Below are 16,796 nucleotides of genomic sequence, written 5' to 3'. Positions count from 1 at the left end.
GAATGCGAGGCGGCAGCTCGCTCAACCAAAGAAGTCGCCGGCGGCGGCACCGGGGGGTTCGGCGTCGCGGGCCATCGGGGTGAATCGCGAGTAGTGGCCCTGGAAGCTGACCGCGACCTTGTTGACCGGGCCGGAGCGGTTCTTGGCGATGATGATGTCGGCCTCGCCAGGCCGCTCCGACTCACCGGCGCCGTGCGCGTCGGGCCGGTTGAGCAGCAGGACGATGTCGGCGTCCTGCTCGATCGAGCCGGACTCACGCAGGTCGGACAGCTGCGGCGTCTTGTCGGTGCGCTGCTCGGACCCACGGTTGAGCTGGCTGATCGCGACGACCGGGAGCTCGAGCTCCTTGGCGAGCAACTTGATGTGACGGGAGAACTCCGAGACCTCGACCTGGCGGTTCTCGACCCGCTTGCCCGATGTCATGAGCTGGAGGTAGTCGATCACGATCATGCCGAGGCCGTACTGCTTCTTGATGCGGCGCGCCTTGGACCGGATCTCAGGCATCGTCATGTTGGGGCTGTCGTCGATCACGATGGGCGCACTCTGCACGCGCGGCATCGCCTTGCTGATGGCATCCCAGTCGCGCTGGTGCATGCCACCGCCGCGCATGTGGGAGATGCTGACGCGCGCCTCGGCCGAGAGCATGCGCATCGCGATCTCGGCGCCCGTCATCTCCAACGAGAAGATCGCGGTCGGGATGCCGTGGCGGATCGACGCCGACCGGCAGAAGTCGAGGCCGAGGGTCGACTTGCCGACACCGGGCCGGGCGGCGACGACGATCATCTGGCCGGACCGGAAACCGGTCGTGAGCTTGTCGAGGTCGGGGAAGCCCGAAGGCACGCCGGTCATCTGGCCGTCGCGGCCCTGGATCTCCTCGATCTCGTCGATCGTGAGGCTCATCAGCTCGGCGACCGACTGGTAGTCCTCGGCCTGGCTCGTGCCGTCGACGTCGAGGACCTCGGCCTGGGCGCGATCGACGATCTCGGCGACGTCGCCCTGGCCGGCCTGGCCGAGCTGGGCGATGCGCTGCCCGACCTCGACGAGGCGCCGGAGCACGGCCTTCTCGCGGACGATGTCGGCATAGAAGTCGACGTTGGACGCGATCGGGACACCGGCAACCAGCGTGTGCAGGTAGGGCGCGCCGCCGATGCGACCCACGTCGCCGCGGCGCTGCAGCTCGGCGGCGACCGTGATCGCGTCGGCCGGCTCGCCGCGGTTGGCGAGGTCGACGATCGTGTCGAAGATCAGCTCGTGGGCGGGTCGGTAGAAGTCACGACCCTGGAGGATGTCGGAGGCCGGGTCGATGGCCTGCTTGCTCATCAGCATGGCTCCGAGCACACTCTGCTCGGCGGCCAGGTCCTGTGGCGGAACGCGTCCGGAGCCGGGGTCCTCGCTCGGCCCTGGCGCAGCCTCATAGAGGTCCGTGACGCTCACAGAACTGTCCCCTTTCGTCCGTGCTTCACGTTAACGGTCGGTACTGCCATAACTCCGGAAGACGCCCTGGAGGATGGTGCCGACCCGTCACAGTAGGCCCGTACGGGGAGCAATCACAGACAGCGCCCCACAGGGGGTGTGCGCAACCGCCGACAACCTGTGGAAAACGCCGGAAACCATGTGCACAGTCCGTGGACGAAGGTGTGGACAAACTCGCGCGTTGCTCTGTCTCCAACGCTCTGACCTGCGCAAACGGCTGTGCACCCGTGTGGAGACAAAATACTTCTGGCCGCTTCGTCATCCACGGGTGCCTGTTCATACACTTGTCGACAAAACCCGTCCAGCTGACCCCACGACACTCTCCCGTCACCTCCAGGAAGGCCCGCGATGCCCCTGATGCGTGACATCGACCGGCAGATCTTCCGGGTCGCCGTGCCGGCGTTCTTCGCCCTCGTCACCGAGCCGCTCATGCTGCTGGCCGACACGGCGGTCATCGGCCATCTCGGCACCGCTGAGCTAGGCGGTCTCGCCGCCGCCTCCGTCCTGCTGGGCACCGTCGTCGGTCTGTGCATCTTCCTCGCGTACGGGAGCACCGCGATCGTCGCTCGCCACCACGGCGCGGGCGATGAGCGGACCGCACTGGGCCTCGCCGTGAGCAGCCTGTGGCTGGCCGCCGGGCTCGGTGTCGCGCTCGGGTCGGTCACCGCGATCGCGAGCGGGCCCTTGACAGATGCGCTCTCGAGCTCCGGGCGGGTGTCCGGGTTCGCTCAGGACTACCTGGTCGTCTCGGCGCTCGCGGTGCCGGCGATGCTGCTGATCCTGGCGGCCACCGGTGCGATGCGCGGGGTCCTCGACCTCCGCACGCCGTTGATCGCGACGATCGTCGCCAACGTCCTCAACGTCCTGCTCAACGTGACCTTCGTCTACGGATTCGACTGGGGCATTCGTGGCGCCGCGGTCGGGACGGTGCTGGCGCAGTGGCTGGCCGCCGGGTGGCTGGTCTCGGTCGTCGTGCGCCGGGCCCGCGCGGCCCGCGCGCCGACCCGCCCGCGTACGTCCGAGATCGTCGACGCCGCGCGCGTGGGTGTCCCGCTGCTGGTCCGTACGGTCACCCTGCGCGCCTCCCTCGTGCTCGCGACGCTCGTGGCCGCGGGTCTGGGTGACGTCCCGCTCGCCGCCAACCAGGTCGCCGGTGCCGTCGTCACGTTCCTGGCGTTCGGGCTCGACGCCATCGCGATCGCCGGGCAGACGCTGACCGGTCGCACGCTGGGCGCCGGCGACGCCGACGGCACCCGAGCCCTGACCACCCGCATGGTCGGCTGGGGCGTGGCGACCGGGGTGCTGGCCGGGGTCCTGCTCGCCGCGACGGCGCCGTGGCTGCCGCGACTCTTCACGTCCGACCACGCGGTGCAGGACGCTCTCGTGCCCGCCCTGCTCGTCGTCGCCCTGATCCAACCGCTGTCGGGCGTGGTGTTCGTGCTGGACGGCGTCCTGATCGGCGCGGGCGACGGTCGCTACCTCGCACAGGCCGGCCTGGTCGTCCTGGCCGCGTACGCCCCGTTGGTGCTCGCCGTCGGGTGGTCGGGCGCCGGCTTCACCTGGCTGTGGGTCGCGTACGGCGGGTTCATCGCGGCCCGGCTCGTCACGCTGTGGCGACGACAGCGCGGCACCGCGTGGCTGGTCCTCGGCGCGACCCGTTCGGCAGACTGACGACATGGACACGCGCGAGTACGCCCCGGGCCGCCGACTCGACGTGCACGGCGACGGTGCGGCCGGCGTTGTGCTGCTGTGGCACGGCCGGGGTACGGACTCCCGCGCGGTCGTCGCCGACCTGGCCCGCGAGATCGCCGGCCACGGACTGCGCGTCGTCGTGCCCGACTGGGACTCCGCCGCACCCGACGGCGGGCGTTCGGATCTGCTGGCGTCGCTCGAGCACGCCCGCGGCGTCGCGCACGATGCCGGCCTCGATCCCGACCGGCTCGTGGTGGCCGGCTGGTCCCTCGGCGGCACCGCGGCAGTCGGCCTCGTGAGGCGGGCGCCGTCGCTCGGCGTGGGCATCGCTGCCATCGTCCTGCTGTCACCGGGGGACGGCCCGCGGGCTTTGGACCCCTTCACCGGGGCGCCGCTGCCCGATCCCTTCCCCTCAGCCCCGCACGCCGGGCCGGTCCACGTCGTGAGCGCGGCGCACGACGAGATCGCCACACCCCAGCTCGTACGCGGACTCGAGGCCCGCCTTAGGGCGGCGGGTTGGCCGACCACGTGGACCGAGGTCGACGCGGACCACGGCTCGATCGCGATGACGCGCTACGACGCCGAGATCGACCGCTTCGTGCCGGCTGACGACCCCGCCACGGTGGCGGTGGGCCGACGCGTGGCCGAGATCGTCGCTAGCGCTTCTTGGTGAAACCGACGAGCGTCCAGTCAGGCTGCTCGAACTGGGCCGCACCGTAGTTGACGAGACCGTTGCGCACGCCGACCGCGATCGGGGTCGTCGCGAGGGGGATGACCGTCGGGTTGTCGAACACCCACTCGTCGAGCTTGGCGACGCGCTTGAGCCGCAGGGTGTCATCGAGCGTGCTGGTGACGGTCTTCCAGCCGGTGCCGAAGCGCTGCTCCGTGACGCCGGTGTAGTTCTGCGCCGAGTCGGCGGGATAGAACAGCGGCTCCGCGGCGCCGATCGGGAACGGCGAGCCCCGGCGGACGAACGTCACGAGGTCGAAGTCGAGCGGGATGACCGAACGGGTGTAGAACTGGGCGGCCGGGACGTTCTTGACCTTGACCTCGATGCCGACCTTGCTCAGGTCCTGGGCGATCCGCGAGGCCCGGCGACTGTTGGTCGGCGTCTTGGCGGGCACCGGCATGTCGAGGGTCAGCCGCTTGCCGTCGCGGACACGTACACCGTCGGAGCCCTTGGTCCAGCCAGCCTCGGAGAGCAGCGACTCGGCCTTGTCCGGGGAGTAGGCGATGCTCTTCGACGAGTCGACGTAGCCCTGCTGCCCCGGCACGAAGATGACACTGCCGAGCGGGCTCGGCGACGCGGCCAGCGGTGACGACGCCAGTCGGGCGATGCTCTCGCGGTTGATCGCATGAGCCACGGCGCGGCGTACGTCGGGATCCTTGAGCGGGCCGCGGCCGGCGTTGAGGGTGATCTGCGACCACTCGATGCCCGCGGCGCGCTGGATCGTGGAGTCCTTGGTCTTCTTGACGGTGGCGTAGGTGTTGGCGTCGAGGTCGACCGCGTCCAGCCCGCCGGCGGCGAACGCCTTGGCCAGGAGGGCCGGGCTGGCGACCTGGAACGTGATCTGCGAGAGCTTGGGTCGTTGGCCCCACCAGCGCGGATTGGGCTTCTCGATGATCGTGCCCTTGACGGTGTCGATCGAGGCCACGACGAACGGGCCGTTGGAGGAGATCGCCCGGGTGCGGAACGCGGTGTTGAACAACTTGGGCGAGGACGAGACGTTGGCGGCCAGGTGCGGGTAGATGTAGAGCGGCCACTCCGCATTTGGCGTCGCGAACGTCACGGTGTAGTCGAACTTCGTGTCGCCCTGCTCGACCGACTCGATGTCGTCGAAGCCCTCGGTCGACGCGACCTGATAGTCCTCGTCGGAGCCGTTGAGAGCCTTCCAGTAGGCCTTCATGTCGGCAGCCGTGATCGACGTGCCTCCCTGCCAGACCGCACGAGGATTGAGCCGGACCTTGATCGTGAGCGGATCGCTGTCGGCGACCTCGACCGACTCGGCGTAGTCGTGATCGACCTGCCAGCCGCCCGCCGGCGTGATCCGGATGGCCGAGCCCACGGTGGGTGCGAGGATGCGCGCGGCGTCGGTGTTGACGGCGTCCGGATGCTCGGGATTGAAGTTGCGCGGAACGGCAGTGGTGCCGAGCCGAAGGTTGCCGCCGTTGGCGACGGCATCGCGGCCGGCCGTCTTCCACGCCGTGTTCTTCAACCGAAGACTGGCGCTGGAGCTCGAGGTCGACGGCTTGTCGTCGCCGGACAGCACCGAGCAGCCGGACAGCAGGAGGCTTCCGGCAAGGAGGAGGGCGGTGGGAGCCGCTGGGATTCGCATGATCGGGGTCGCCGACCACCCGAGGCGGGCCAGGGAACCCCCGACCCTGACCCGCCTGAGGTGGACTACTTGGAAGCGACCACGTTGAGCTTGACCTGCGCGCTCACGTCGGGGTGGACGCGAACGGAGACCGTGTGGGCCCCGAGGGACTTGATCGGGTTGCCGACCTCGATGCGACGCTTGTCGACCTTGACGCCGAACGCAGCGAGCGCGTCGGCGATGTCGGAGACCGTGACGGCGCCGAAGAGGCGGCCGCCGACGCCGGCGCGAACCGGGACGTTGATCGGGTTGGCCTCGAGGTTGCCCTTGATGCTCTGGGCCTCCTCGAGGTCGTGCACGGCGTGGGCTTCGCGCGCCGCGCGGATCGACTCGACCTGCTTGGCAGCACCCTTCGACCAACGGATGGCGAAGTTGCGGGGCAGCAGGAAGTTGCGGCCGTAGCCGTCCTTGACCTCGACGATGTCGCCGGGGGCTCCGAGGTTGGTGACCTCGTGGGTGAGGATGAGCTTCATCAGAACCTCCTTAGCGGCTGGTCGAGGTGTAGGGCAGCAGGGCCATCTCGCGGGCGTTCTTGATGGCCTTGGCGATGAGACGCTGCTCCTGGACGGAGACACCCGTCACCCGGCGCGCGCGGATCTTGCCGCGGTCCGAGATGAACTTGCGCAGCAGCGCGGTGTCCTTGTAGTTGATTTCGGTGACCTTGGCCGCAGTGAGCGGGTTGCTCTTCTTCTTCGGCTTCCGGACGACTGGCTTTGCCATGTTGCTCCTGAACTTGATGCTGACGTGTGGTTAGAAGGGGGGCTCGTCGGTCGTGCCGGCGTTGCCGCCCCAGGCGTCAGACCCACCCTGTGCCGCGGGCTGCGTGGACCACGGGTTGCTCTGCGCAGCCCCGCCGCCACCGGCGTTGCCGCCGCCCTGGCCGCCCTGGCCGCCACCGAAGTCGCCACCGCCGGAGCGGTTGGCCTTGGTGACCTTGGCCGTGGCGTAGCGCAGCGAGGGGCCGATCTCGTCGACGTTGATCTCGACGCTCGTGCCCTTCGATCCGTCCTGGCGCTCGAAGTTGCGGATGCGGAGGGCGCCCGTCACGATGACGCGCTGACCCTTCTGCAGTGACTCCGCGACGTTCTCGGCCAGCTGGCGCCATGCGGCGCAACGGATGAACAGCGCATCGCCGTCCTTCCACTCATTCGTCTGACGGTCGAACGTACGAGGCGTCGACGCGACGGTGAAGTTGGCAACTGCGGCGCCCGAAGGAGTGAACTTGAGCTCCGGGTCGTCGGTGAGGTTGCCGATGACGGTGATGACGGTTTCGCCTGCCATGGCGCAGCCTTTCGGATTGGGGTGTCTGACTCCAGTGAACCGCAGGGGTGCGACACCCGCGAGGGGCTGTCTGCGGTCCTTGTGGACATCTCTGTCCGGGGTCGGGCCTACTTCACGTCGGGACGTGTGACCTTCGTACGCACAACGGACTCGTTGAGCGTGAGCTGACGATCGAGCTCCTTGACCGTGGCCGGCTCCGCCTGGAGCTGGACGACGGCGTAGATGCCCTCGTTCTTCTTGTTGATCTCGTAGGCGAGGCGACGCTTGCCCCACACGTCGACGTTGTCGACTGAGCCGCCGTCCTGGCGCACGACGTTGAGGTACGTGTCCAGGCTGGGGGCGACGGTACGTTCTTCGAGATCAGGATCGAGGATGATCATGACTTCGTACGGGCGCAATGACATTCAGTCTCCTTCGGACTAAACGGCTACGGGGCCTCCGTAGCAGGAGTGGGCTGCCAACTGGCAACCGCAGAAGTCTACGGGAACACCGCCACGCGAGGCGAATCGTCCCTCGGGCTCAGAGGCCGCGCTTCCAGACGACCTGCTCGTGGAGCTTGCGGCTGCGCCAGCCGTCGGGCGTACGGACCATCGTGTGGCGGTAGAGCCCGCCGATCTCGACGACCTTCTCTCCGCCCGCCCCGTCGTCCATCGTCATGGGGTTGTGGAAGTAGGCCGTCACGTCCGCCTCGTCCCCGCGCAGGGCCACCTCGACCTGGCCGAGGGTGTGCATCATCGTGCGGAAGAACGCCGGCAGCACCTCCGCGAGCCACGGCTTGATCTCGGGGTAGGCCCCGGCGATCCCCCCGGACTCGGTGTAGTCGATCTGGGCGTCGGGGGTGAAGACCGTTTCGAGCCGGTCCCACTCGTGCGAGTCGATGGCTCGCGTGTAGCGCGTGAGCACGTCGGCGATCTCAAGTCGGTCGGTCATCTCGTGAAGGTCCACGCGAGCACTCTGGCACAAAACGAGAACACGTTCTAGTCTGAGCGGCATGCGTTTCACCTATGCCGAGGCCATGACCCAGGCGGACTACTACGCCCCGTTGGCCCAGGCCGCCGAGGCCGCCGGCTACACGTCGATGACCGTCGCGGACTCCTTGATCTACCCCAAGGAGTCCGACTCGAAGTATCCCTACACCGACACCGGCGACCGGGAGTTCCTCGAGGGCAAGGAGTTCATCGAGGCGATGATCCTCTGCGCGCACCTCTTCGCGGTCACCTCGACGCTGCGCCTGACCCCGTTCGTGCTCAAGCTGCCCGTACGTCCGCCCGTGCTGGTGGCGAAGCAGGCCTCGTCGCTCGCCTTCCTCTCCGGCAACCGGCTCGGCCTCGGCGTCGGCATCTCGCCGTGGCCGGAGGACTTCGCCAACCTGCAGGTCGACTGGGCGCGGCGCGGCAAGCGGATGGACGAGTGCATGGACATCCTGCGCGGGCTCACCACCGGGGAGTTCTTCGGCTACCAGGGCGAGTTCTACGACATCGACGAGCTCAAGCTGTGCCCGGCGCCGACCGAGAAGATCCCGTTGCTCGTCGGTGGCCACGTCGACAAGGCGCTGCGGCGCGCCGTGGTCAAGGGTGACGGCTGGATGCACGCCGGCGGCGACGGCGAGGAGCTCGACCGGCTGCTCGACCGCCTCGCCGAGATCCGCAAGGCCGAGGGCGACACCCGCGACGACTTCGAGGTGCACGTCATCTCCTACGACGCGTACGACCTCGACGGGATCAAGCGGCTCGAGGACAAGGGGGTCACGGACTGCATCGTCGGCTTCCGGATCCCCTACATCAAGGGCCCCGACACCGAGCCGCTCGAGACCAAGATCAAGCACCTCGAGCAGTACGCGGAGAACATCATCCACAAGGTGTGACCCAGATCACATCATCAGGTGTCCGATCGGGGCTGTTTCGGTCGTCCCCTGGGTGAGACGTTCACAGGGAACGTACGACACCCGAAAGGCCCTGCCATGACCCAGTACGCAGCTCTCATCTACAGCCACGACGGCGACTGGACCTCACCCGAAGAGGCCGAGACGACCAAGATGTACGCCGAGTTCAGCGAGAACCAGGCCGCCTCGATCCGCGGCGGAGCAGCGCTCCACCCGACCTCCACCGCGACGGTCGTCAAGGTCGAGGGCGGCCGTGGCGGCGACGTCCTGACGACCGACGGCCCGTTCGTCGAGGCCCGCGAGGTCCTGTCCGGCTTCTACCTGATCGAGGCCGACGACCTCGACAGCGCTGTGGCGATCGCCGCCCAGATCCCCGGCGCGTGGGACGGTGGGGTCGAGCTGCGGCCCGTCATCCAGTTCTGACCGTGCCCGAGGCGTCGTCGGTCCTGGCCGATCTCGTACGCGATGAGGGTCGCCGTGTGCTGGCGACCCTCATCCGTACGACCGGCAGCATGACGGTCGCCGAGGACGCGGTGCAGGAGGCGGCCATCTCGGCACTGGAGCACTGGCCACGTGACGGCGTCCCCGACAACCCCCGTGCCTGGCTGACCACGGTCGCCCGACGCAAGGCCGTCGACGCGATCCGGCGCGAGGCGGCGCGAGGCGACAAGGAGGTGCGGGCGATGGATCTGACGAACGATCCCGGCGACGTGCCCGACTCGGTCGTGCGCGACGACGAGCTCCGGCTGGTGTTCACGTGCTGTCATCCCGCCCTGTCGTTGGCGAACCAGACGACGCTCAGCCTGACGACCTTGTGCGGGCTCAGCGTCGCCGACACCGCCCGCCTCATGCTGACGACCGAAGGGGCGATGGCGCGCCGGCTCACCCGGGCCAAGCACAAGATCGCCGTCGCGGGCATCCCCTACCGGATCCCGCCCGACGCCGAGCTGCCCGAGCGGCTCGCCGCGGTCGCCACGACGGTCTACCTCCTCTTCACGGCAGGCGTCGCCGGCGGCGACGAGCCCGTACGACCGCAGCTGTGCGACGAGGCGATCCGGCTCGGCCGGCTGCTGGTCGAGCTCCTGCCCGACGAGTCCTCGCTGCAAGGGCTGCTGGCGTTGATGCTGCTGAACGACGCGCGGCGCGAGACGCGTACGAACTCCGCCGGGGAGCTCGTGCTGCTCGCCGACCAGGACCGGTCGCAGTGGGACGCCACTCGCATCGCGGAGGGCGCGGCGCTGGTCGACGGCGCGCTGCGGCGGTCGCGTCACCGGGCCGGGCGATTCGAGCTCGAGGCGGCGATCGCTGCCTGCCATGCCACCGCGCGGACCTACGACGAGACCGACTGGACCGACATCATCGCGCTCTACGACGCGCTGCTCCGGCTGACGCCGACCGCTGTCGTACGGCTCAACCGCGCCGTCGCCGTCGGCGAACGGGACGGTGCTGCGGCCGGACTCGACGAGCTCGACCAGCTGTCCGGTCTCGAGCGGTTCCACCTGTGGCACGCCTGCCGGGCCGAGCTGCTGGCTCGGCTCGGGCGCATCGAGCAAGCGGCGGCGGCCTACGAGTCCGCCCTCGCCTGCACTCCGCCGGCTGCTGACCGGCGTCACATCGAACGCCGGATGGCGGCTAGTCGCTGACGAGGTCGAGCGCGAGCAGGTTGTCGGCGTCGTAGGGGATCGAGGTGATGACCCGCTGCGCCGAGCCGGCGAACCGGGAGCGGAACTCCGCGCGCGCAGCCCTCAGGTCGCCGACCACGGCGAACGCCGCGAGCACCTCGTCGTCGACCAGGTCGCCGAGCTCGGCCCAGCGGTTGCTCTTGGTCAACGCGTGCGCCTCGGTGTGCAGGTCGCCCCACCCGTGATGCTCGAGCACCGGCAGGTAGGCCGGGGTGGAGGAGTAGAACCCGATCTGCCGCTTCGTGCCGGCGATCGCCACCGCCAGCTCCTCCTCCGTACGACCCGTCGCGACCATGCACATCACGGCGGTCGTGAACGGCTCGCCCGCGTGCTGTCCGGCCGTACGTCCCGCGGCCACGGCCGGTGCGACCACCTCGTCGAGGTAGCTGCGCGACAGCAGCGGGTGGCAGATCAGCCCGTCGGCGACCGCGCCCGCCGCGGCCAGCATCCGAGGGCCGACTGCGGCCAGCCAGATCGGTGGGGGCCCGCCGTCGATCGGCCCGGGGTTGAAGAGGGGCGGCATCAGCGTGTGCGCGTAGAAGTCACCTTGGAAGTCGAGCTTCGATCCGGTCTGCCAGCTGTCGAAGATCGCCCGCAACGCCTCGACGTACTCCGACATCCGCGGCGCAGGACTCGACCACGGCATCGCGAAGCGGCGCGTGATGTGCGGCTTGATCTGCGTGCCGAGACCCAGCACGAGCCGGCCACCGCTGAGCCGGTGCACGTCCCACGCCGAGTAGGCGGTCGACATCGGCGAGCGCGCGAACGCGATCGCGACCGAGCTGCCGATGCGGATCCGGCTCGTCGCGGTGCCGGCCAGGGCGAGGGCGATGTAGGGGTCGTGGGCCGCCTCGGCGACGAACAGTCCACCGACCCCGCGGGCTTCCGCCTCGGCCGCGACGGCGGCGATCTCTGCCACGTCTCCGTGGAACGCGATGTCGAGGCTCGGGTGAGTCATCGCCCGAGCATACGGCCGCTGATCGGCCGGGTACGGTCGATGTCGTGGACTTCGAGATCGTCTCGCTGCTGGTGTCGCGGGTGCGCCGCTACGAGGGCCGGCCCGCCGATGGCACCGAGCCGTACGAGATCGCGGACGAGCTGGTCGACTCTGTCCGGGTGCGGGCCCACAAGGGACTCGTCGGCGACCGCTACTTCAACACGCGGTTCACGTTCGCCACGATGACGATGATCGCCGCCGAGAGCATCGAGCAGCTCGAGCGCGAGATCGCCGGTGACGGGCTCTTCCCGGCGGCCAACACGCCGTTCGACCCGGCCCTGGCCCGGCGCAACCTGGTCACCCGCGGCCTCGAGGTCGACGCCCTCGCGCGTACGACCTTCACGCTCGACGCCGGTCACGGGCCGATCCGGTTCCGGTCGATGACGCCGGCCAACCCGTGCGCCTGGATGAACACGGTCTATGCGCCCGGCGCGCACCAGGCCCTGCGTGGGCACGGCGGCATCCGGTGCGAGCCGCTCGACGACGGTGAGCTGTCGGTCGGCCCGGCGACGATCGCTGACATCGCGCCGATCCCGCCCGAGGAGCTCACCCGCCGCATCAAGGCCGCGCCGACGAGCTAGCCGGGTCCTCGGGCCACGCGTGCTTGGGATAGCGCCCGCGCAGCTCGGCGCGCACCTGGCGATAGGGACCCGCCCAGAACGACTCGAGGTCGGCGGTGACGGCGGCCGGCCGGCGGGCCGGGGTCAGCAGGTGCAGCAGCAACGGCACCCGGCCGTCGGCGATCCGTGGCGTCGCGGTCCAGCCGAACGCATCCTGGAGCCGCAGCGCGAGGACAGGCTGCTCCGTGCCGGACGTCCCGTACTCGACCCGCACTGCCGCGCCGGTCGGCACGGTCACCCGTTCTGGTGCCAGCTCGTCGAGGCGGCCTGCGGCAGGCCACGGGAGAAGCCGGCGCAACGCTCCCAGGACATCGAGACGGGCAAGGTCCCGGCCGCCGCGTACGCGGGCGAGGTCGGATCCGAGCCAGGCATCGATGCCGGTCACCAGCGCGTCGTCGCCGACGTCGGGCCACGGGTCGCCGACGGCGTGGTGGAGGAAGGCCAGCCGGCGGCGCAGCGCGACGGCCGCCTCGCTCCACGGCAGCAGGGCGAGGCCTTCTCGCGAAAGTCCCTGGGCAACGGCTGCCGCGACAGCCTCCGGGGACGGATCGGACAGCGGGACGGCGGACAGCTCGATCGCACCGAGACGGATGACCCGGCGGGCCACGATCCGCCCGTTCTTCCACGTGACCTCGTCGGCCTCGTGCCACGAGCCGGACGCCGCCTCGAGTGCGATGTCCTCGTCGACAGGGGCGGCTGAGCGGATCGTGGCATCACGCGCACCTGGCCGTCGCTCGGCGTCGGCGATCGCGATCCACCGAACGCCAGCGAGGGCCGGGTCGGCGGCACGGAACGTTGCGCCGGTCCCCGACACCATGAGGTAGGACGTGCCGCCCGCCCGTCGCCGCGCGATGCGTCCAGGGTGCGCGAGGGCCACGACCGTACCCACCGCGAGGTCGTCGGTCAGCCCGGTCCGGGGTGTCTGCTCCGGCAGCAGCGACTCCAGCCGCTTCACGGTCTCCGACCACGACCGCGTGGTCCGACCGCCCCGCCGCAGCGTGCGCAGCGCCGCCACCAGGTCGCCGCCGGGGGCGCGTACGTCATCGGCGAGCAGGGCGACGACCTCTGCGGCGCGGCGCGCGCCCACCGCCTCAGCGCCGTCGAGCAACGCGCGGGCCAACCGGGGGTCGGCCGGAACCTGCGTCATCGCGCGGCCCCGGTCGGTGATCGCACCGGCCTCGTCGATCGCACCGAGCTCGCCCAAGGTGTGCCGAGCCGTCTCGACAGCCGCCGCCGGTGGCTGGTCGAGCAGCGCCAGGCTCGCACCTTCGACGTCACCCCAGGCGGCGAGCTCGAGGCAGAAGCCGGTGAGGTCGGCGACCGCGATCTCCGGGGCCGGGTGCGCGTCCAGATGACCATGATCGGCGCGGGACCAGCATCGATGCACCGCGCCGGGAGCCTCGCGTCCCGCGCGACCGGCTCGTTGCTCGGCCGCGGACCGGCTGACCCGCACCGTCACGAGGGCGGGGAGCCCGCGCACCTGGTCGGTGCGGGGTTCACGGGACAGTCCGGCGTCGACCACGACGCGTACGCCCGGGACCGTCAGCGACGACTCAGCCACCGCCGTCGACACCACGACACGTCGTCGAGGACCCAGCGCGAGGGCGAGGTCCTGCTCACGGGCAGGAAGCCGGCCGTGGAGCGCCAGGACGTCGACGTCCACGAGACCGGACAACCGGCGCATGACCCCGTCCACCTCGCCGACGCCGGGCACGAACACCAGCACGTCGCCGGGGTTGACCGCCAAGGCCTGGCGCACCGTGGCGGCGACATGGTCGAGGAAGCGTGGCGGGACCCCACGCTCGTCGGTCGGCAGCACGCCCGGAGGCGGGGGCGCCCAGTGCTCGGTCACCGGGTGAAGGGCGCCCGGGACGTCGATGATCGGGGCGGGCCTCTCGTCGATTGCCGCGGCGGTGCGCTCGGCCTCGATCGTCGCCGACATCGCGACCAGCATCAGGTCCTCGCGCACGGTGGCGCGTACGTCCGCCAGGAAGGCGAGCGTCAGGTCGGCGTCGAGCTGGCGCTCGTGCACCTCGTCGAGGATGACCGCCGCGACCCCCGGCAGCTCGGGATCGCGTTGGAGGCGCCGCAGCAGGACGCCGGTCGTGACGAACTCGATCCGCGTACCAGGCCCGACAGCCCGGTCGCCACGAACCGTGTGGCCCACGGTCTCTCCGACCCGCTCACCCAGGAGGCCCGCGAGCCTACGCGCGGCCGCCCGGGCGGCGATGCGGCGCGGCTGGGTCACCACGACGAGACCGTCGCCGGCGACCATCGCAGCCACCGCCGGCGGCACCAACGTCGTCTTGCCGGTGCCCGGAGGCGCCTGCACGACGGCGACCGCACGATCGCGCAGCGCTGCGGTCAGTGCCGGCAGCCCGCCCAGGACCGGCAGATCGGGCGGGCTGTCCAGCAGGCGCTGGATCGGGTCGCGGTGCACGGTCCCAGTGTCGCGCCCCCGTGTGACCTCGTGCGGCACTAGACCTGGGAGCTCGCCGCCCAGATGTTGATGCCGGCCTCACCCGCGTACGAGTCGATCTCGGCGAGCTCCTCGTCGGTGAAGTCGATTCGCTGGGCGGCCTGGAGGTTCTCGTCGAGCTGCTCGACCGACGAGACGCCGATCAGCGCCGAGGTGACCCCGCCGGGGCGCAGGGTCCAGGAGATCGCCATCTGGGCGAGGGTCTGGCCGCGCTGCTTCGCGATCTCGGCGAGCCCCTTGAGCCGCTTGCGGTTGTCGTCGTTGGCCATCGACTGGTTGAACGAGCCGCGCTTCTGGGAGCGCTCGGGGTCGGCGCTCTCGACGTACCGGTCGGACAACAGGCCCTGGGCCAGCGAGCCGAAGCCGATCGAGCCGACACCGTGCTCGTCGAGGACCGTCGTCAGACCCTGCTCGATCCAGCGGTTGATCATCGAGTAGGAAGGCTGGTGGATCACGATCGGCGTGCCGAGGTCGTTGGCGATCGCGACCGCCTCGGACGTGCGCTCGGGTGAGTACGACGAGATGCCGGCGTAGCGCGCCTTGCCCTGCCGGACGATCGCGTCGAGCGCGCCGATCGTCTCCTCGAGCGGTGTGCCCGGATCGGCGCGGTGGGAGTAGAAGATGTCGACGTGGTCGACCGACATCCGCTGGAGCGACTCGTCGAGACTCGCGAAGAGGTACGTGCGCGACCCGAAGTTGCCGTAGGGCCCCGGCCACATGTCGTAGCCGGCCTTGGTCGAGAGGATCAGCTCGTTCCGGTACGCCTTGAAGTCGGTGCGCATCATGCGCCCGAAGTTCTCCTCGGCCGAGCCGTAGGGCGGGCCGTAGTTGTTGGCCAGGTCGAAGTGCGTGATGCCGTGGTCGAACGCGTGGCGCAGCACGGCGCGCTGGTTGTCGAACGGGAAGTTGTCGCCGAAGTTCCACCACAGTCCCAGCGACAGCGGCGGCAGGAACAGGCCCGACCGGCCGACCCGGCGATAGTCCCAGTGCGTGTAGCGATCCTCCGCGGCCACGTAGGGGCGGTGGATCTCGGGAACGGGATCGGCGTACGAGGCGCTGTCGGTCATGACACCAACGCTAGTCCCGCCGTGAAGTGTCATCGCGACGGCGTACGTTCGGGACATGGCCGACGAGATCCTCGAGCTCCGCCAGTACACGCTCAAGCCCGGCACCCGCGACGGCTTCATCGCGCGGTTCGAGCGCGAGTTCCTCGACACGCAGGAGGCCGTCGGCATCCACGTCCTCGGCACGTTCGTCGACCTCGACGATGCCGACCGGTTCGTGTGGTTCCGCGGATTCCCGTCGCTCGAAGAGCGTGAGCAGTCGCTGGCCGCGTTCTACGGCGGGCCGGTCTGGGCGGCGTGGGGTGCGGAGACCAACGCCGACCTGATCGACTCGGACGACGTGCTGATGCTGCGACCTCGGCCGGGCAAGCCGGGCCTGCCGGTGTCGGTGTTCGGCGAGCTCGCCGTCCGGGTCTGGACCGTCGGGTCCGACCTCGACGAGGCGTCGCTCGTCACGGCGATCGATGCCGCCGGCGGCGACGTGCTGCTGACCCACCCGGGCCCCAACACCTTCCGGCTACCCGTGCGCGACGACCGGGTGGTGGTCGCCCTCGGCGGCGACGGCCTGCCCGGTGGCGATCTGCAGCGGTTGCGACTCGCGCCGACTGAGCGGCCCGCGCTGCGCTGATCAGCGGAGGCGGGCGACCGCGAGCACGACGAGGTCGGTGGCCTCGGCCCACGTGCCGGTCAGCACGGCGTCGCCCTCGGGCGCTGGGCCCTCGAGCACGCGCCGTACCTCGAGGTCGACGGCGCCATCGACGCCGCCACTGCCTGTGACGCGGACGCCCGGCTCGACGATCTGGGTGCGGCCGTCACCGAGGTCGCGCACGAGCTCGGCCTGACTGCCGCCGGTGAGGATCGTCGTCGCCAGTACTGACCGGTAGACCGGGTCACCCACCGCGTCGTAGATCCAACGGGGTCCGAGCACCGTGTGCTCCATCGTGCCGACGAGGAACGACTCGGCACCGTCGAGTGGCGCCCCGCGATAGGTCCACGGCACCTGCACGACGGGACCGCCCCCGGCACGTACGAGATGCGTCTCGATGCCGACCTCGCCGTCGGGGTCGTCGAACCGGTAGGCGCCGAGATGCTCCAGCGCCGACGCGTCGCCGGCGAACCAGGGCTGCGTCGGCAGCCAGGTCGCGAGCAGCTCGGGCTTGGTCGGCGTGATGTCGGCAGTGGCGTGCAGGATGGCCATGCACCGAACCTAGCCCTGACACCACGCGGCTCCCAGCCTGGGCGGTGGATCTT

At 70.2% G+C, this 16,796-nt stretch carries 18 protein-coding genes; 7 read left to right on the top strand and 11 right to left on the bottom strand.

Going from position 1 to position 16,796, the window contains the following annotated elements:
* Positions 1–21: 21 nt before the first annotated feature.
* The gene (dnaB, locus tag ASC61_RS07235) at positions 22–1,434 is read right to left on the bottom strand and encodes a replicative DNA helicase (RefSeq protein ID WP_056210655.1); all 1,413 of its coding nucleotides are present in this window, start codon (positions 1,432–1,434) and stop codon (positions 22–24) included.
* A gap of 387 nt (positions 1,435–1,821) precedes the next feature.
* Between dnaB and ASC61_RS07230 the strand changes: the two genes are divergently transcribed.
* On the top strand, positions 1,822–3,144 hold the full coding sequence (locus ASC61_RS07230; protein ID WP_056210654.1) for an MATE family efflux transporter: 1,323 nt from the start codon (positions 1,822–1,824) through the stop codon (positions 3,142–3,144).
* 4 nt (positions 3,145–3,148) lie between these two features.
* Positions 3,149–3,838 carry an alpha/beta hydrolase gene (locus tag ASC61_RS07225; RefSeq protein ID WP_056210653.1) on the top strand — a complete coding sequence of 230 codons (690 nt, stop codon included), beginning with the start codon at positions 3,149–3,151 and terminating at the stop codon, positions 3,836–3,838.
* Here the strand turns inward: ASC61_RS07225 and ASC61_RS07220 are convergent.
* The 6 genes from ASC61_RS07220 to ASC61_RS07195 all read right to left on the bottom strand — a co-directional run bounded on the left by ASC61_RS07220 (position 3,822) and on the right by ASC61_RS07195 (position 7,751).
* Positions 3,822–5,501: an ABC transporter family substrate-binding protein gene (locus tag ASC61_RS07220; RefSeq protein WP_056210652.1), complete on the bottom strand. Its 1,680-nt coding sequence runs from the start codon at positions 5,499–5,501 to the stop codon at positions 3,822–3,824. The genes ASC61_RS07225 and ASC61_RS07220 overlap by 17 nt on opposite strands.
* A gap of 65 nt (positions 5,502–5,566) precedes the next feature.
* Entirely contained in the window at positions 5,567–6,013 is a 447-nt protein-coding gene (gene rplI, locus ASC61_RS07215; RefSeq protein WP_056210651.1) for a 50S ribosomal protein L9, read from the bottom strand.
* Between the two features lie 10 nt (positions 6,014–6,023).
* Positions 6,024–6,260: a 30S ribosomal protein S18 gene (rpsR, locus tag ASC61_RS07210; RefSeq protein WP_056210650.1), complete on the bottom strand. Its 237-nt coding sequence runs from the start codon at positions 6,258–6,260 to the stop codon at positions 6,024–6,026.
* A gap of 30 nt (positions 6,261–6,290) precedes the next feature.
* On the bottom strand, positions 6,291–6,821 hold the full coding sequence (locus ASC61_RS07205; protein WP_056210649.1) for a single-stranded DNA-binding protein: 531 nt from the start codon (positions 6,819–6,821) through the stop codon (positions 6,291–6,293).
* Positions 6,822–6,928: 107 nt separating this feature from the next.
* Entirely contained in the window at positions 6,929–7,219 is a 291-nt protein-coding gene (rpsF, locus tag ASC61_RS07200) for a 30S ribosomal protein S6 (protein WP_056215410.1), read from the bottom strand.
* A gap of 121 nt (positions 7,220–7,340) precedes the next feature.
* Positions 7,341–7,751, bottom strand: a complete 411-nt coding sequence (locus ASC61_RS07195) for a nuclear transport factor 2 family protein (RefSeq protein ID WP_235503508.1) — start codon at positions 7,749–7,751, stop codon at positions 7,341–7,343.
* A 61-nt stretch (positions 7,752–7,812) separates the two neighbouring features.
* Here ASC61_RS07195 and ASC61_RS07190 point away from each other — a divergent pair, with 61 nt between their 5' ends.
* The 3 genes from ASC61_RS07190 to ASC61_RS07180 all read left to right on the top strand — a co-directional run bounded on the left by ASC61_RS07190 (position 7,813) and on the right by ASC61_RS07180 (position 10,346).
* Positions 7,813–8,685 carry a TIGR03619 family F420-dependent LLM class oxidoreductase gene (locus ASC61_RS07190; RefSeq protein ID WP_056210647.1) on the top strand — a complete coding sequence of 291 codons (873 nt, stop codon included), beginning with the start codon at positions 7,813–7,815 and terminating at the stop codon, positions 8,683–8,685.
* A 96-nt stretch (positions 8,686–8,781) separates the two neighbouring features.
* On the top strand, positions 8,782–9,126 hold the full coding sequence (locus tag ASC61_RS07185) for a YciI family protein (protein ID WP_056210646.1): 345 nt from the start codon (positions 8,782–8,784) through the stop codon (positions 9,124–9,126).
* 2 nt (positions 9,127–9,128) lie between these two features.
* On the top strand, positions 9,129–10,346 hold the full coding sequence (locus ASC61_RS07180) for an RNA polymerase sigma factor (protein WP_056210645.1): 1,218 nt from the start codon (positions 9,129–9,131) through the stop codon (positions 10,344–10,346).
* On the opposite strand, the gene ASC61_RS07175 is transcribed toward ASC61_RS07180, so the two are convergent.
* A complete protein-coding gene (locus tag ASC61_RS07175; protein ID WP_056210644.1) occupies positions 10,336–11,343 on the bottom strand; it encodes a TIGR03617 family F420-dependent LLM class oxidoreductase in 1,008 nt (335 codons plus the stop codon). The genes ASC61_RS07180 and ASC61_RS07175 overlap by 11 nt on opposite strands.
* 44 nt (positions 11,344–11,387) lie before the next feature.
* Between ASC61_RS07175 and ASC61_RS07170 the strand changes: the two genes are divergently transcribed.
* Complete coding sequence (locus tag ASC61_RS07170; RefSeq protein ID WP_082530516.1) at positions 11,388–11,963, top strand: MOSC domain-containing protein; 576 nt, start codon at positions 11,388–11,390, stop codon at positions 11,961–11,963.
* On the opposite strand, the gene hrpB is transcribed toward ASC61_RS07170, so the two are convergent.
* Positions 11,941–14,442 (bottom strand): ATP-dependent helicase HrpB, encoded by a 2,502-nt coding sequence (gene hrpB, locus ASC61_RS07165; protein WP_157439407.1) that lies wholly within the window; start codon positions 14,440–14,442, stop codon positions 11,941–11,943. The two genes, ASC61_RS07170 and hrpB, sit on opposite strands and share 23 nt — an antisense overlap.
* A 38-nt stretch (positions 14,443–14,480) precedes the next feature.
* Positions 14,481–15,548, bottom strand: a complete 1,068-nt coding sequence (locus ASC61_RS07160) for an aldo/keto reductase (RefSeq protein ID WP_056210643.1) — start codon at positions 15,546–15,548, stop codon at positions 14,481–14,483.
* A gap of 55 nt (positions 15,549–15,603) precedes the next feature.
* Between ASC61_RS07160 and ASC61_RS07155 the strand changes: the two genes are divergently transcribed.
* Positions 15,604–16,173: an NIPSNAP family protein gene (locus tag ASC61_RS07155; protein WP_056210642.1), complete on the top strand. Its 570-nt coding sequence runs from the start codon at positions 15,604–15,606 to the stop codon at positions 16,171–16,173.
* Here the strand turns inward: ASC61_RS07155 and ASC61_RS07150 are convergent, their stop codons facing one another.
* Positions 16,174–16,743, bottom strand: coding sequence for a CG0192-related protein (locus ASC61_RS07150; protein ID WP_056210641.1), 570 nt, complete (start codon positions 16,741–16,743; stop codon positions 16,174–16,176).
* Positions 16,744–16,796: the final 53 nt, after the last annotated feature.

Origin of the sequence: Aeromicrobium sp. Root344, assembly GCF_001425755.1 — a bacterium.
Classification (GTDB): Bacteria; Actinomycetota; Actinomycetes; order Propionibacteriales; family Nocardioidaceae; genus Aeromicrobium.
Note: the sequence above shows the minus strand (reverse complement) of the source record. Positions and strands in the feature narration are given on the sequence as shown.